Genomic DNA, 13,929 nt, shown 5'->3' with positions numbered 1-13,929 from the left:
CCGCGGCACCTCGTTCGTGGAGATCTACCAGAACTGCCCCATCTTCAACGACGGCGCCTTCGACGCCATCAAGAGCCCCGACACCAAAGCCGACGCCATCATCGCGCTGGTCCACGGTGAGCCGATCCGCTTCGGCGCACCCTGGGCCGTCGAGGACGGCGGCGACGGACTCGGCGTCAAGGGCCTGGTCCGCAACGCCGGCGGCGGCGTCGAGGTAGCCACCATCGGCACCGGCGCCACCGACGCCAGCCCCGACCAGGTCCTGACCCACGACGCCCACAACCCCGACCCCTCCACCGCCTTCGCGATCTCCCGGCTCACCGACGCCGGCTACCTCAACCAAACCCCCATCGGCATCTTCCGCGACGTCACCCGCCCCGCCTACGACGACCAGGCACGCGCACAGATCACCACCGCGCAAGCCGAGCAGACCAGCACCCCCGAGTCTCGTCTCTCGGCTCTGATCAACGGCGGCGACACCTGGACCGTCGTCTGAGCCACTCCCGTTGCGGGCGTCTGTAGGGAAGGTCCCTCGACCTTCCCGACGCATCTCACCCGTCGCCTGCCGCCCAAGTTCTCGTCGCGAAGTTGCCGCCGACGGAGTTCGGCCGATGGAGAACCACTCTGCGGGGCGGTGGCCAGCACGACTTCGAGAACGGCAGCGAGTCGCTGCGCAAACACAACGGCCGCCCCGGTCTCTCCGGGGCGGCCGTCGTCGCTTCTCAGCGCGAGTCTCAGTAGATGCGCGCGGTGATGATCCCCGAGGTGGTGGAGAGGAACTTCTTGTTGCTCGGCACGACAAAGCGGTACTTCGTGCCCTTGCGCGAGCCGGCGAGCTTGACGGCGTACTTGCCCTTCTTGTTGGTCTTGACCTTCTTGAAGTTCTTCCAGCCGCCCTTCTTGACCTGCACCTTGAACTTCTTGTTCTTGAAGTCCGGCGAGACCTTGCCCTTGACGACGAGGCTCGAGTACGACGTCTTGACGTCCAGCTTGCGGTAGGCGCCGAAGGTGACGTCGTTGGACTGAGCGGCCGGGTAGATGTACTGCGAGTCGGACCCGCCCTGGAACACCACCCGGAAGACGGCGTTGCGGGTCGCCTTGAAGTCATAGCTGAAGTAGCCCGGCGTCGTGTCCGTCAGCACGGTGGACCAGCTCGACTCGTCGGCCCACCGCCGCTGCACCAGGACGGTGCCGCTCGGGTAGCCGTTCGCCGACTTGACGTTGCCATCGAGCCAGATGCGACGCCCGTACTCGGCCTTCGAGTAGGTGATCTTGCCTTCGATCCAGGTCGTGGTCGGGGTGGCCGCCTGCGCCGGGGTGGCGGCGAGGGCGATCGGGGTCATCCCCAGCAGGGCGGCGGAGATGACACCGGTGAGCAGACGCTTCATGCGCATGTGTGTTCCTCAAGAAGACGGCGGCGCGGGGGCCGGCGGTGGTTCGTGCCGCTCCCTCCTCCCCCGCATCGGGACCCGTCAATCCCCTTGTATCCGACATGTAACCCAGAACGGCGTGATCCACCTCACGGTCGCCTGCGTGCCCTAGAGTGCGCAGGTGGGTGAGGAACGGCGCGGACTGGCACTGGGCGTCGCTGCCTATGCCATGTGGGGGCTGTTTCCGCTCTACTGGCCGCTCCTCGAGCCGGCGGGGGCCGTGGAGATCCTGGCGCACCGGGTGGCGTGGTCGATGCTGACGATGGCGGTGCTCATCGTCGCCACCCGGCGTACGACGCACCTGCGGCGGCTCTTCGCCGTCCGGCGCACCCGCAACCTGCTGGCGGTCGCCTCCACAGTGATCGCGGTGAACTGGGGTACCTACATCTGGGGCGTCAACCACGGTCACGTCGTGGAGACGAGCCTCGGCTACTTCATCAACCCGCTGGTCACCGTGCTGATGGGCGTGCTCATCCTGCGCGAGACGATGCGGCCTCTCCAATGGCTGGCGATCGCGACTGCCGCAAGCGCCGTCGTCCTGCTCACGATTGACTTCGGCCGACCACCGTGGGTAGCGCTGACGCTGGCCTTCTCGTTCGGCACCTACGGGTTGGCGAAGAAGCAGGCGAACGCCGGATCGGTGGAGAGCCTCACCTTCGAGACCATGCTGCTGACGCCGGTAGCGGTGGGCTACATCGCCTACCTGACGATCATCGGCGAGGGACACTTCGCCACGGAGGGCGCCGGGCACGCGCTGCTGCTCACCGGCACCGGCGTGATCACTGCGGTCCCGCTGATCTGCTTCGGTGCTGCCGCGATCAGGCTTCCCATGGTCACGCTGGGACTGCTGCAGTATCTCGCGCCGATCATCCAGTTCGCCCTCGGCGTCTGGGTGCTGCACGAGGAGATGCCGGCCGGACGATGGATCGGGTTCACACTGGTCTGGCTGGCCCTGGTCATCTTCACCTTCGAGGCGGCCGGACACCGGCGCAGGCAGCTGCGCCTCGCCGCGGAGTCCAGCGCGATCTGATCTCGACCGGACCGCGCGGCCGTGGATCGGCGGCTCAGGGCCGACGACGGGCCCGTGCCTGATCGCCTCCCTCTACGATGGCGGAATGCGCCTTCTCATGGACCAGACCGCACCGGGCGAGAGCCTGAGCGAGCAAGAGGTCGCCGACCGCTACCCCTGGCCCGATGACCAACCGTGGGTGCGCGCGATGATGGTGACCACCCTCGACGGTGCCGCTGCCGGCCCCGACGGCTTGAGCGGCTCGGTCTCCTCCTCTGCCGACCAGCTCGTCTTCAACGCGGTCCGTCGCTATGCGGATGCGGTCCTGATCGGCGCCCAGACCATCCGGGCGGAGCAGTACTCCCCCATGAAGGCGAAGCCGGAGGACGCCGCGCGACGGGCCGAGGCCGGCCAGTCGCCGGCACCGGTGATCGCCGTCGTCACCGGCTCCCTCGACCTGCCGTGGCAGCTGCCCGTCTGGTCCGAGTCCACGAACCGCCCCATCGTGATCACCCGCGAGACCGCGGACCCGGAGCGACTGGCGACAGCACGGCAGCACGCCGACGTGCTCACGCTGCCTGCGCTCACCCCCGACCACATCATCGATGCCCTGGTGGGCCGGGGCCTACGCCGGATCGTCTGCGAAGGCGGACCCAGCCTGCTCCGCGACCTGCTGGCCGCCGACCGTGTGGACGAGGCCGACATCACCCTCTCGGCCACCTTCAGCGGCACCGAGCACTCGCCCGTCACCACCGCCCTTCCGGAGGTCAAGAGCTTCCGACTGGTGCAGGTGCTGGAGCAGGACGACTTCCTGATGACGCGCCACCTCGGGCAGGGCCGATGATCACCTTGGCCGGGCTCGCCGCCCTGGCTGCCGAGCACGGCGAGGAGCTGCGTCACCCGGTCGCTCCGTTCCAGCTGGCCGGGCGTTCCTTCGACACCGACACCGAGCCACTGCTGATGGGCGTGGTCAACCTCTCCCGTGACTCCTCCTACCGCGAGTCGATCGCAGTGAGCATCGACTCCGCCGTCCGCAAGGGCAGGGTGCAGGCAGCCGAGGGCGCCCACCTCATCGATGTCGGCGCCGAGTCGAGCCGGGCCTCTGCAGCCCGCCTCACCGCCCCCGAGCAGCTGCGCACCCTCGTGCCGGTGATCGAGCAGCTCGCCGCCGACGGGATCGCGGTGTCGATCGAGAGCTACGAGCCCTCCGTCGTACGCGCGGCACTGAAGGCCGGCGCAGCGCTGCTCAACCTCACCGGCTCCCAGAGCGACGACGAGATGTTCGCCCTGGCAGCCGAGTACGACGCGTCGATCGTGCTCTGCCACGTGCTTGGGCCCCACGCGCGAGCGCTGGACGGTAGCGACGTCGACCCGGATCCGGTGCCGGGCATGCTGGAGGGTTTCGCTCCGCGGATCGAACGCGCCCGTGAGATCGGCGTCCGCGACATCGCGATCGACCCGGGCATGGGCTTCGGGTTCCGTCTCGACGACCAGCGCGCCCGGGCGAGCCACCAGGCCACCACGCTGCTCAACTCGTTCCGGCTCCGACGCCTCGGGGTGCCGATCTGCCATGCGCTGCCGCATGCCTTCGATTTCTTTGAGGACCAGTTCCGCAGCGGTGAGGGCTTCTTCGCGATGCTCGCCCACCTCGGCGGCACCGGCATCTACCGCACCCATGAGGTGCCGTTGACGCGGGCAGTGCTCGACGCCCTGCACCACTTCACCGTCGAGCCGCCGCGCTCCTGACGAGTCCTCGGAGCTGGCTGCGGCAGGCGTGGCCGCCCGGACTCAGCCGGAGGCGAGACCCAACCCGGCACGCAGCCGTGCGGCGAGCTCTCCGACGACCTCGCGCGCCGCACAGTCGACGCCGACCCAGTTGACGAAGCCGTGGATCAGGCCCGGCTGCCGCTCCATCGTCAGCGCCACTCCCGCCTCGATCAGGCGACGCGCGTAGGCCTCGCCCTCGTCGCGCAGCGGGTCGTAGCCGGCGGTCACCAGGTGCCCCGGACAGACCCCCGCCGGGATGTCGGCGTTGACCAGATCGACGCGCGGGTCGCGGCAGTCCGCTTCGGTCGGGAGGTAGCTGCTCTCCGCGAGGTCGAGGAACTGCCGGGTGAGGAAGAACCCGTCGTCGAACATCCGCCGGCTCGGTGCCTCGGCGCTGGCCTGCGCCATCGGATAGATCAGCAGCTGGTAGGCGAGCGGCAGCCCCTCGGCAGCCGCCGTCAGAGCGAGATAGGCGGCCAGGTTCCCACCAGCAGAGTCGCCACCGACCGCGATGCGCGCCGGATCCACCTGCCACCGCTCAGGGTCGCCGACGACGGCACGGAAGGCGGCCAGACAGTCGTCGTGTGCGGCCGGGAACGGGTGCTCGGGCGCCAGGCGATAGTCGACGGAGATGACCTGCACGCCGGCGGCCTCCGCCAGGAAACGTGCGAGACCGTCGTGCGTCTCGTGCCGGCCGCCGTAGATGAAGCCCCCGCCATGAAGGAAGACCAGCGTGGGCAACGGATCGGTCCGGCCGACCAGCGCGCGCGGAGTCAGAACCCGCACCGGCACCCCGGCGGCCGTCGTGTCGAGGGAAGTGCCGATCGGCTGTCGGCCACCCACCATTGCGCTCTGCGCTGCCAGCGCGACACGTCCCTGGGGGATCGGCAGTAACTCGGCTGGCCGTTCGTGGCTGACCCGCTGGAGGCGCAGCAGCAGCTGCGTGTCGAGGTCGAGGGTCTGCCCGTCACGGACCACCGGCGGCCCCGCCAGCATCCGCTTGACCCGCTCGGGCAGCGCGAAGGCACCGCGCAGCGTCCACTCCTTGACCGTGCCCTGCACCCGAGCAGGGATTCCGTTGTTCGCCACGTACTGGAGAGTAACCGAGAGGGCGACGCCGCCCGCGGCGCACCACGGAGTGAGGAATCCGGCCCGCGCTCGACACCTGCCGTTCACCTGCCGATGCCACACTCGAGACATGAGTGCCGAAGGTCTGCCCACCCATGCGTCCGGCTCCCTCGAGGAGGGGCCGCTCGAAGAGCTGCGGGAGACCGTCGTGACGGGCGTCTTCGAGGTCGACCCGCCGTACGCCCCGACCGAGCCCGAGGTCGCCGCGCTCGAGGAGTTCCCGGGCCGCTTCGCCGATCGTGAGCTCTCCTGGCTGCGCTTCAACCAGCGGGTGCTGGAGCTGGCCGAAGATCCGCAGATGCCGCTCCTCGAGCGCGCGCGGTTCCTCGCCATCTTCGCCAGCAACCTCGATGAGTTCTTCATGGTCCGGGTGGCCGGGCTGAAGCGGCGGATCGCCGCCGACGTCGCCGTTCGCTCCGCGTCGGGGCACCTGCCCCGCGAGGTGCTCACTCGGATCTGGGAGAACACTGCGCAGCTGATGCAACGCCATGCCCAGCACTTCGCCGAGGAGATCGTGCCCGCCTTGGAGGCCGAGGGCATCCAGCTGCTGCGCTGGGAGCAGCTGAACAAGGACGAACAGAAGTTCTGCAAGAAGCTCTTCAAGGAGCGGGTCTTCCCGGTGCTCACCCCGCTCGCGGTCGATCCGGCCCACCCCTTCCCCTACATCTCGGGACTCTCGCTCAACATCGCGGTGCTGATCCGACACCCGAAGACCGGCAAGGAGCACTTCGCCCGCGTGAAGGTGCCGCCGATCTTCGATCGGTTCGTCTCGCTCGGCAACCAGCGGTTCGTCCCATTGGAGGACGTCATCGGCGAGCACCTCAAGCGGCTCTTCCCCGGCATGGAGGTGGTGGAGGCACACACCTTCCGCGTCACCCGCAACGAGGACCTCGAGGTCGAGGAGGACGACGCGGAGAACCTGCTCGCCGCGTTGGAGAAGGAGCTGCTCCGCCGCAAGTTCGGCCCGCCGGTGCGACTCGAGGTGGAGAAGTCGATCAACTCGCGGGTCCTCGACCTGCTTGTCTCCGAGCTCGGGGTCGCCAAGGAGGAAGTGGTCCAGCTCCCCGGCCCCCTCGACCTGCGCGGCCTGAACGACATCGCCGACCTGAGCCGCGAGGACCTCAAGTTCCCGGCGTTCGTGCCGACCACCCACAGCCTGCTGGCACCGGTCGAGTCGGCCAGCCCGGTCGACGTCTTCAAGGCGACCCGACGCGGCAACGTGCTGCTGCACCATCCCTACGACTCCTTCGCCACCTCGGTGCAGCGCTTCATCGAGCAGGCGGCCGCCGATCCGCACGTCCTGGCGATCAAGCAGACGCTCTACCGAACCTCGGGCGACTCACCCATCATCGACGCCCTCATCGACGCGGCCGAGGCCGGCAAGCAGGTGCTGGTGCTGGTCGAGATCAAGGCACGCTTCGACGAGTCCAACAACATCCGCTGGGCCCGCAAGCTGGAGCACGCCGGCTGTCACGTGGTCTACGGCCTGGTCGGCCTCAAGACGCACTGCAAGCTGGCGATGGTGGTGCGTGAGGAGCCCGAGGGCATCCGCCGCTACACCCACATCGGCACCGGCAACTACAACCCGAAGACCGCGCGTATCTACGAGGACCTGGGCCTGCTCACCAACGACCAGGCGATCGGCGAGGACGTCGCGCACCTCTTCAACAACCTCAGTGGCTGGTCGCGCAACGCCTCCTACGACCAGCTGCTGGTCGCACCCGACTCGGTCCGCGACGGGCTGATCGACCAGATCCACGTCGAGATCGGCAACCACCGCCAGGGACTACCGGCCGAGATCCGGATCAAGGCGAACTCGATCGTCGACGAGGCACTCATCGACGCGCTCTACCTGGCCTCGAGGGAGGGGGTGCCGGTCAAGCTGCTGGTGCGCGGCATCTGTGCGCTGCGGCCGGGTATCCCGGGACTCTCCGAGACGATCGAGGTGCGATCGATCCTGGGCCGCTTCCTCGAGCACAGCCGGGTCTTCTGGTTTGCGAACGGCGGCACCCCGGTCGCCTGGATCGGCTCGGCCGACATGATGCACCGCAACCTCGACCGTCGGGTCGAGGTGCTGGTCCGGCTTCCCGACGCCGCCCTGGTCGACGAGGTGGGTCGCCTCTTCGAGCTCGCCTTCGACCCCGCCACCGATGCCTGGGTGCTCGACGGCGACGACACCTGGACCCGCAACCGGGGCACCCAACACCTCCAGGAGCTGCTGATCAGCTCCCGCAGGCGTCGGTAGCGACCGCGCTCACCAACGGCAGGCTCTGACTGCTGCGCGCCGCCTCAGCACGCCTCAGCAGCTGGCCAGCAGCACCGGGCCGGCCGCGAGGGCCGACATCGGGAACGCCTCGGGCTGCACCGTGCCGGTCAGCGTGACGATCGTCCCGTCAGCCTTGGCGTCGTCGAGCCGGAAGACCTCCGGATAGGCGACGTACTGGGCCGGGTCCTCGGCCTTCGCGAGCGCTCCGCGCGAGCGGGCGTTCGCCTTCGCCTGCGTCTCGCTCTCGAAGTCGAAGACCACCCGCAGCGCCCGGTCGGCCCCCAAGGCGACGACGTACCCGGTCAGTGGCGAGACACCGCCCGCCTGCTTCACCAGCGAACGAGCCGTGACCTGGGCGTCGTCGTCGGCCTTGCTCATCGACAGCTCGGCGCATGCCCGATCGCCGAGCAGCACGGTCGCGGCCAGGGGCTCGCCGGTGGCATCGAGGAGATCGTCGGCAGCGATCCCACCCGTGCCCTCCTGGATCACCTTCACCACCCGCTGGAGTTCCTGGGGGGAGTCGGAGCCGACGATGAGGCCATCCTCCTCGAAGAAGGCCAGCGCCTGCAGCTCATACGTCGTCAGCCCGGTCACCCGGGCGATCGCGTCCGGTCCGCCGGACCAGACACCGCCCGCCAGCGCGTCCTTGGCGGGCCGTGTGTAGCCGAGTTCGGTGATCTTGCCGACCACCCGGTCGAGGTCCTGCTCCGTCTTCACCACGACGGCCTGCCCGCTCGGGGACTGGCCGAGCACCTCCCACTCCGCGGCCAATGGGCTGAAGCCGAGACCGTCGGCGAGCAGGAGCGACGAGGAGGCCAGCGACGACGAGGCCAGCTCCCGGTCGGTCACCTCGGTCAGGAACTCCTCCGCGGCGGCCGCATCTCCGGCGACGTCACCGGCCCCGAGCTCCTCGCGGACTCCGGCCCAGTCGGTCCAGATGACCCGCTGCGTGTCTTTCGGCAGCATCGCGACCGCACGCTCGAGCTCCGTCTCGCGAGGCCACTTCCACCAGACGATCGCCCCCACGCCCAGCAGGAGCAGCAGCACCAGGCCGCCGACGATCAGCACGCGGCGCGACGGGCGGTGGGACATGGTCGTCTCGGCTTTCGATTCCGGGGGTGCCGAGGGCGACTTTAGAGGACGTTCGCCCGGAGTTCGCGAGGCACGGGACGCACTTGCCTGCCGGGCGGTGGTAGACACTGGACCCATGCCCCCCGGTCCGATCGTCGCAGCCGGAGCCGTCGTCATCCGCAAGGGCGAGGTGCTGTTGGTGCACCGACCTCGCTACGACGACTGGTCCTTCCCCAAGGGCAAGCTCGACCGCGGCGAGCATCCGACTGCCTGCGCGGTGCGAGAGGTCCACGAAGAGACCGGTCTCGACGTCCATCTCGCGGCGCCGCTGCCGGCCCAGGAGTACCAGGTGGGTCAGCGCGACAAGGTCGTCCACTACTGGCTCGGACGCGTCGTCGGAGACGACGCCGTCGACGGCTACCCGCCCAACGACGAGATCGACCAGGTTCGCTGGGTCCCCCTGACCCGGGCCGCCGCGTTGCTCACCTATCCCTACGACCGCGACACCCTGGCCGATGCCGAGCGATCGCGGGCCGATGCCGGCGGACGCACCCGCACCCTCGTCGTACTCCGGCACGCGCAGGCGCGGGCACGGGGCGGATGGCACAGCGACGACCGGTTCCGTCCGCTGCTGGTGAGTGGCGAGCAGCAGGCCCAGCGGCTGGCTCCGGTGCTGGCGGCGTACGACGTGCAGACGCTCGTCTCCTCCTCCAGCACCCGGTGCGTGACCACGCTGCTCCCGTACGCCGACCTCACCCACCGCCGGATCCACACGGCCGAGGCGCTCACCGAGGAAGGTGCGACTGCCGAGCGCGTGCGCCGTGCGGTCCGCGAGCTGCTCGACCAGAAGCGGCCCACCGTGCTGTGCAGTCACCGGCCGGTGCTGCCGGTGGTCTTCGAGGCCCTCGGCCTGGCCGACCCCGGGCTCGAGACCGGCGAGATGCTCGTCGTCCACCACCGCGCCGGCCGGGTCCTGGTGACCGAGGGCCACCTTCCGTAGGAGCAGTGTCGAGGGACGCCGCTCCCGCTGTGTCAACCCGCCCGAGCCTCGTTCACGTGATGGCCGTCTCATCTCTGCCCGCCGGTGACCAAAAGGCCCGACAGCGTTCACCGCTCGTTCACCGAGGCCGCTTTCCCGCGTCACCTGCCCTCCCTACTTTCTGGTTCTGACAACAGACAGATGAGTTTGAGGAGCACGAAGTGAACCGCACTTCCCTTCGCCGGACGCTGGTCCCGGCTGTTGCGGCGGTCGCCGCGATTTCCCTGACCGCCTGCGGCGCGGCCAACGAGGACAGCAACGACAGCGACAAGGGCCTCTCCGGCACCTTGAACGGCGGCGGCGCCAGCTCGCAGGAGGCCGCCCAGACCGCGTGGCGCGCCGGGTTCCAGAAGGACAACGGCGGCGCGACGGTCAACTACGACCCGGTCGGCTCGACCGGAGGCCGCGAGGGCTTCCTCGACGGCGGGTTCGCCTTCGCAGGCACCGACTCCTACCTCAGCGACGAGGAGGTGGCCAAGGCGAAGGAGACCTGCGGCACCGACGCCATCGAGGTCCCCGCCTACGTGAGCCCGATCGCGGTCATCTACAACCTGGAGGGCGTCGACAGCCTCAAGCTGAGCCCGCAGGTCATCGGCGACATCTTCAACGCCAAGATCACCAAGTGGAACGACCCGAAGATCGCCGAGCTCAACGACGGCGTCGACCTTCCGGACGCCGACATCAACGCCGTGCACCGCTCCGACGGCTCGGGCACGACCAAGAACTTCACCAACTACCTCACCAACGTGGCGCCCGAGAACTGGCCGCACGGTGCCATCGAGGACTGGCCGATCAAGAACGGCGAGGGCGCCAACGGCACCTCCGGCGTGGTCGCGGCGGTCAAGGACAACCCCAACAGCATCGGGTACGCCGACGCCAGCCAGGCCACCGAGCTCGGCCACGTCGAGGTGCAGGTCGGCGAGGGCTTCGTCGCGCCGAGCGCCGAGGCCGCCGCCAAGATCCTCGAGGTCTCCACCCGCGTCGAGGGCCGGCCCGCGACCGACATGGCGATCGACCTGGACTACAAGACCTCCGACTCGTCGGCGTACCCGGTCGTGCTCACCAGCTACCTGGTGGCCTGCCAGCAGTACCCCGACGCCAAGACCGCCGACCTGGTCAAGGGCTACCTGACCTACGTGGTCGGCACCGCCGGTCAGCAGGCTGCGGCGGACAACGCCGGCTCGGCGCCGTTGTCGGCCGCGCTGGCCGACGAGGCGCTGAAGCACATCGCGGACATCTCCGCCAAGTAATCCACCCGTCCCGCGCGGGGCCTGACCGGGCCTCGCGCGGGAACGTCCGCACCAGGAGCACCAGCGTGGCCACAGCCCACACCACCGAGGCCGGCAGCTCGCGAGCCGTCCGCAGGCCGGGGGACGTCATCTTCTCCGGCCTCTCCACCGGCGCCGCCTTCCTCATCCTCGCCGCGCTGGCGGGCGTGGCCATCTTCCTCACGATCGAGGGATGGCCGGCCGTCACCGCGAGCTCGGGGGAGCTCGGCGCCGACAACATCGTGCTGCACGTCTGGCCCCTGCTCTTCGGCACACTGTTGGCTGCCGCGATCGCGATGCTCATCGCCACCCCGCTGGCCATCGGACTTGCGCTGGTGATCTCGCACTACGCACCGCGCCGGCTGGCCGGGCCGATCGGGGCGCTCATCGACCTGCTGGCCGCCGTACCCAGCGTCGTCTACGGCCTCTGGGGCATCCAGTACCTGGCTCCGAAGATGCTGCCGGTCTATCAATGGCTCCAGGACAACCTGGGGTTCCTCCCGTTCTTCGAGGGTCCTGCCACCACCGGACGGACCCTGCTCACGGCATCCGTCGTCCTGGCGGTGATGGCACTGCCGATCATCACCTCGATCAGCCGTGAGGTCTTCGCCCAGACGCCGGTCCTGCACCAGGAGGCGGCGCTGGCCCTCGGCGCTACCCGCTGGGAGATGATCCGTCTCACCGTGTTCCCCTACGGTCGCTCCGGCGTGATCTCCGCCGCGATGCTGGGCCTGGGTCGAGCACTCGGCGAGACCATGGCGATCGCGATGGTGCTCTCCGCGACCGGCGTGATCAGCTTCAACCTGATCTCCAACCAGAACCCCTCCACGATCGCGGCCAACATCGCTCTGAAGTTCCCCGAGTCCACCGGCGTCCACGTCAACGTGCTCATCTTCAGCGGCCTGACGCTCTTCGTGGTCACCTTCCTCGTCAACTTCGCGGGACGCTGGATCGCGTCCCGCGGCCAGGTGAAGGGCTGACACATGACCGTCCTGGAAACCCCTCCCACTGCCCAGCGTGACGCACTTCCGCTGGTCGCTCCGCAGCTCCCCCGCTGGGCTCCGGCGCTGGCGCTCGTCATCGCCGCAGCCGGCGCCGGCATCCTCGCCCTCCTGCTCTCCTGGGGACTGACCGGGACCCTCCTGGCGACGGTGCTGCTGCTGGCTCTCGTCCTGCCTCTGTGGTCGCGCTTCGTCGAAGGTGGACGCCGCGCCAAGGACCGCTTGGCGACGATCCTCGTGTGGTCGACCTTCGGGGTGGCGATGATCCCGCTCACCACCCTGCTGTGGCAGGTCATCGACAACGGTGCCGGCGTGCTGTCGGGGCAGTTCTTCAGCTACAGCATGCGCAACGTCGTCGGCGAGGGTGGCGGCATCTACCACGCCATCGTCGGCACCCTGATCATCACGCTGTGGGCGACAGCGATCTCCGTACCCGTCGGCGTGCTTGCCGCGGTCTACCTGGTCGAGTACGGCGAGAACCGGCTCCCGGCGCGGATCGTCACCTTCCTGGTCGACGTGATGACCGGCATCCCCTCCATCGTCGCCGGCCTCTTCGCCTACGCGCTCTTCGTGATCTTCTTCGGCCCCGGCGTCCGCATGGGCTTCGGCGGCTCGGTGGCGCTCGCCGTACTCATGATCCCGATCGTGGTGCGCTCCACCGAGGAGATGCTGAAGCTGGTGCCCAACGAGCTGCGCGAGGCGTCGTACGCCCTGGGCGTGCCGAAGTGGCGGACCATCACCAAGGTGGTCATCCCGACCTCTCTCGGCGGCATCATCACCGGGGTCACGCTCGCCATCGCGCGGGTCGCCGGCGAGACGGCGCCGCTGCTGATCATCGCCGGCAAGACGGACTCGGTGAACTTCAACGCCTTCGCGGAGCGCATGCAGTCGCTGCCGGTCTTCATCTACTACTCCTTCACCCAGCCCGGCGTGCCGCCGCAGTACGGCCAGGAGCGGGCCTGGGGCGCGGCCCTGGTGCTGATCGCGTTGGTGATGGTGCTCAACCTCATCGCGCGGATCATCGGCCGCATCTTCGCCCCGTCCAAGCGCTGACCGACCACGTTTCGAGATTAGGAATCACCCATGGCCAAGAGCATCGACGTCTCCGACCTGAACATCTACTACGGAGACTTCCTCGCCGTCGAGGGCGTCAACATGACGATCCGGGCCCGGTCGGTCACCGCGTTCATCGGTCCCTCCGGCTGCGGCAAGTCCACCTTCCTGCGTTCGCTCAACCGGATGCACGAGGTGATCCCGGGCGCCCGCGTCGAGGGCAAGGTCGTCGTGGACGGGCAGTCCCTCTACGGCCCCGATATCGACCCGGTCGCCGTGCGGCGTGAGATCGGCATGGTCTTCCAGCGCCCCAACCCCTTCCCGACGATGTCGATCTACGAGAACGTCCTCGCGGGCAGCCGGCTGAACTCCAAGCGGATCAAGAAGTCCGAGGCAGACGACATCGTGGAGAAGTCGCTGAAGGGCGCCAACCTCTGGAACGAGGTGAAGGACCGGCTGGGCAAGCCCGGCATGGGTCTCTCCGGCGGCCAGCAGCAGCGGCTCTGCATCGCGCGGGCCATCGCCGTCGAGCCCCAGGTGCTGCTCATGGACGAGCCGTGCTCCGCGCTCGACCCGATCTCCACCTCCGCGATCGAGGACCTGATCCACGAGCTCAAGTCCGACTACACGATCGTCATCGTCACCCACAACATGCAGCAGGCCGCCCGCGTCTCCGACGACACCGGCTTCTTCAACCTCAAGGCCGTCGGCGAGCCCGGCCACCTGGTCGAGTTCAACCCCACCAAGAAGATGTTCTCCAACCCCGACAACGAGTCCACCGAGGCCTACATCTCCGGTCGCTTCGGCTGACCCGCCCCCGGCCGGCCCTCCCCTCCCCTGGCCGGCCCTCCCCCTCGCCCCTGGGGATCGTCCCTAACAGATTCGTGGTCGATCGGC

The 13,929-nt window shown here is 68.9% G+C and carries 12 protein-coding genes and 1 pseudogene; 10 read left to right on the top strand and 3 right to left on the bottom strand.

Features of this window, described 5'->3' with window-relative positions; all coding sequences use genetic code 11:
- Positions 1-496, top strand: a pseudogene (locus tag DNK54_RS20585) (2-oxoacid:ferredoxin oxidoreductase subunit beta); the annotation flags it as partial.
- Between the two features lie 238 nt (positions 497-734).
- Here DNK54_RS20585 and DNK54_RS20580 read toward each other — a convergent pair.
- A complete protein-coding gene (locus DNK54_RS20580; RefSeq protein ID WP_110208888.1) occupies positions 735-1,394 on the bottom strand; it encodes a hypothetical protein in 660 nt (219 codons plus the stop codon).
- Positions 1,395-1,551: 157 nt separating this feature from the next.
- Here DNK54_RS20580 and rarD point away from each other — a divergent pair, with 157 nt between their 5' ends.
- From rarD to DNK54_RS20565, 3 genes are all read left to right on the top strand, one after another.
- Complete coding sequence (gene rarD / locus DNK54_RS20575) at positions 1,552-2,460, top strand: EamA family transporter RarD (RefSeq protein ID WP_110208887.1); 909 nt, start codon at positions 1,552-1,554, stop codon at positions 2,458-2,460.
- An 85-nt stretch (positions 2,461-2,545) separates the two neighbouring features.
- A complete protein-coding gene (locus tag DNK54_RS20570; RefSeq protein WP_110208886.1) occupies positions 2,546-3,283 on the top strand; it encodes a dihydrofolate reductase family protein in 738 nt (245 codons plus the stop codon).
- The gene (locus tag DNK54_RS20565; RefSeq protein WP_110208885.1) at positions 3,280-4,185 is read left to right on the top strand and encodes a dihydropteroate synthase; all 906 of its coding nucleotides are present in this window, start codon (positions 3,280-3,282) and stop codon (positions 4,183-4,185) included. The genes DNK54_RS20570 and DNK54_RS20565 overlap by 4 nt, the downstream gene beginning before the upstream one ends.
- Before the next feature lie 42 nt (positions 4,186-4,227).
- Here DNK54_RS20565 and DNK54_RS20560 read toward each other — a convergent pair whose 3' ends face one another.
- The gene (locus DNK54_RS20560) at positions 4,228-5,295 is read right to left on the bottom strand and encodes an alpha/beta hydrolase (RefSeq protein ID WP_239460212.1); all 1,068 of its coding nucleotides are present in this window, start codon (positions 5,293-5,295) and stop codon (positions 4,228-4,230) included.
- Positions 5,296-5,404: 109 nt separating this feature from the next.
- Here DNK54_RS20560 and DNK54_RS20555 point away from each other — a divergent pair, with 109 nt between their 5' ends.
- Positions 5,405-7,579: an RNA degradosome polyphosphate kinase gene (locus tag DNK54_RS20555; RefSeq protein WP_110208883.1), complete on the top strand. Its 2,175-nt coding sequence runs from the start codon at positions 5,405-5,407 to the stop codon at positions 7,577-7,579.
- Between the two features lie 54 nt (positions 7,580-7,633).
- On the opposite strand, the gene DNK54_RS20550 is transcribed toward DNK54_RS20555, so the two are convergent.
- Entirely contained in the window at positions 7,634-8,692 is a 1,059-nt protein-coding gene (locus tag DNK54_RS20550; protein ID WP_162602578.1) for a hypothetical protein, read from the bottom strand.
- Positions 8,693-8,807: 115 nt separating this feature from the next.
- Between DNK54_RS20550 and DNK54_RS20545 the strand changes: the two genes are divergently transcribed.
- The 5 genes from DNK54_RS20545 (at position 8,808) to pstB (ending at position 13,842) form a co-directional block, all read left to right on the top strand.
- Positions 8,808-9,671 (top strand): NUDIX hydrolase, encoded by an 864-nt coding sequence (locus tag DNK54_RS20545; RefSeq protein WP_110208881.1) that lies wholly within the window; start codon positions 8,808-8,810, stop codon positions 9,669-9,671.
- 200 nt (positions 9,672-9,871) lie between these two features.
- Positions 9,872-10,960: a phosphate ABC transporter substrate-binding protein PstS gene (pstS, locus tag DNK54_RS20540; RefSeq protein ID WP_110208880.1), complete on the top strand. Its 1,089-nt coding sequence runs from the start codon at positions 9,872-9,874 to the stop codon at positions 10,958-10,960.
- Between the two features lie 65 nt (positions 10,961-11,025).
- Positions 11,026-11,958 (top strand): phosphate ABC transporter permease subunit PstC, encoded by a 933-nt coding sequence (gene pstC / locus DNK54_RS20535; RefSeq protein ID WP_110208879.1) that lies wholly within the window; start codon positions 11,026-11,028, stop codon positions 11,956-11,958.
- A gap of 3 nt (positions 11,959-11,961) precedes the next feature.
- Positions 11,962-13,032: a phosphate ABC transporter permease PstA gene (gene pstA / locus DNK54_RS20530; RefSeq protein WP_110208878.1), complete on the top strand. Its 1,071-nt coding sequence runs from the start codon at positions 11,962-11,964 to the stop codon at positions 13,030-13,032.
- A gap of 30 nt (positions 13,033-13,062) precedes the next feature.
- The gene (gene pstB, locus DNK54_RS20525; protein ID WP_110208877.1) at positions 13,063-13,842 is read left to right on the top strand and encodes a phosphate ABC transporter ATP-binding protein PstB; all 780 of its coding nucleotides are present in this window, start codon (positions 13,063-13,065) and stop codon (positions 13,840-13,842) included.
- Positions 13,843-13,929 lie beyond the last annotated feature (87 nt).

The organism is Nocardioides daejeonensis (genome assembly GCF_003194585.1).
Taxonomy (GTDB): Bacteria; Actinomycetota; Actinomycetes; order Propionibacteriales; family Nocardioidaceae; genus Nocardioides; species Nocardioides daejeonensis.
Note: the sequence above shows the minus strand (reverse complement) of the source record. Positions and strands in the feature narration are given on the sequence as shown.

Excerpts from the sequence above, each read along its gene's own strand:
- DNK54_RS20550 (WP_162602578.1), bottom strand. The coding sequence starts at position 8,692 with ATGTCCCACCGCCCGTCGCGCCGCGTGCTGATCGTCGGCGGCCTGGTG.
- DNK54_RS20565 (WP_110208885.1), top strand. The coding sequence starts at position 3,280 with ATGATCACCTTGGCCGGGCTCGCCGCCCTGGCTGCCGAGCACGGCGAG.
- DNK54_RS20555 (WP_110208883.1), top strand. The coding sequence starts at position 5,405 with ATGAGTGCCGAAGGTCTGCCCACCCATGCGTCCGGCTCCCTCGAGGAG.
- DNK54_RS20570 (WP_110208886.1), top strand. The coding sequence starts at position 2,546 with ATGCGCCTTCTCATGGACCAGACCGCACCGGGCGAGAGCCTGAGCGAG.
- pstB (WP_110208877.1), top strand. The coding sequence starts at position 13,063 with ATGGCCAAGAGCATCGACGTCTCCGACCTGAACATCTACTACGGAGAC.
- DNK54_RS20545 (WP_110208881.1), top strand. The coding sequence starts at position 8,808 with ATGCCCCCCGGTCCGATCGTCGCAGCCGGAGCCGTCGTCATCCGCAAG.
- pstA (WP_110208878.1), top strand. The coding sequence starts at position 11,962 with ATGACCGTCCTGGAAACCCCTCCCACTGCCCAGCGTGACGCACTTCCG.
- DNK54_RS20580 (WP_110208888.1), bottom strand. The coding sequence starts at position 1,394 with ATGCGCATGAAGCGTCTGCTCACCGGTGTCATCTCCGCCGCCCTGCTG.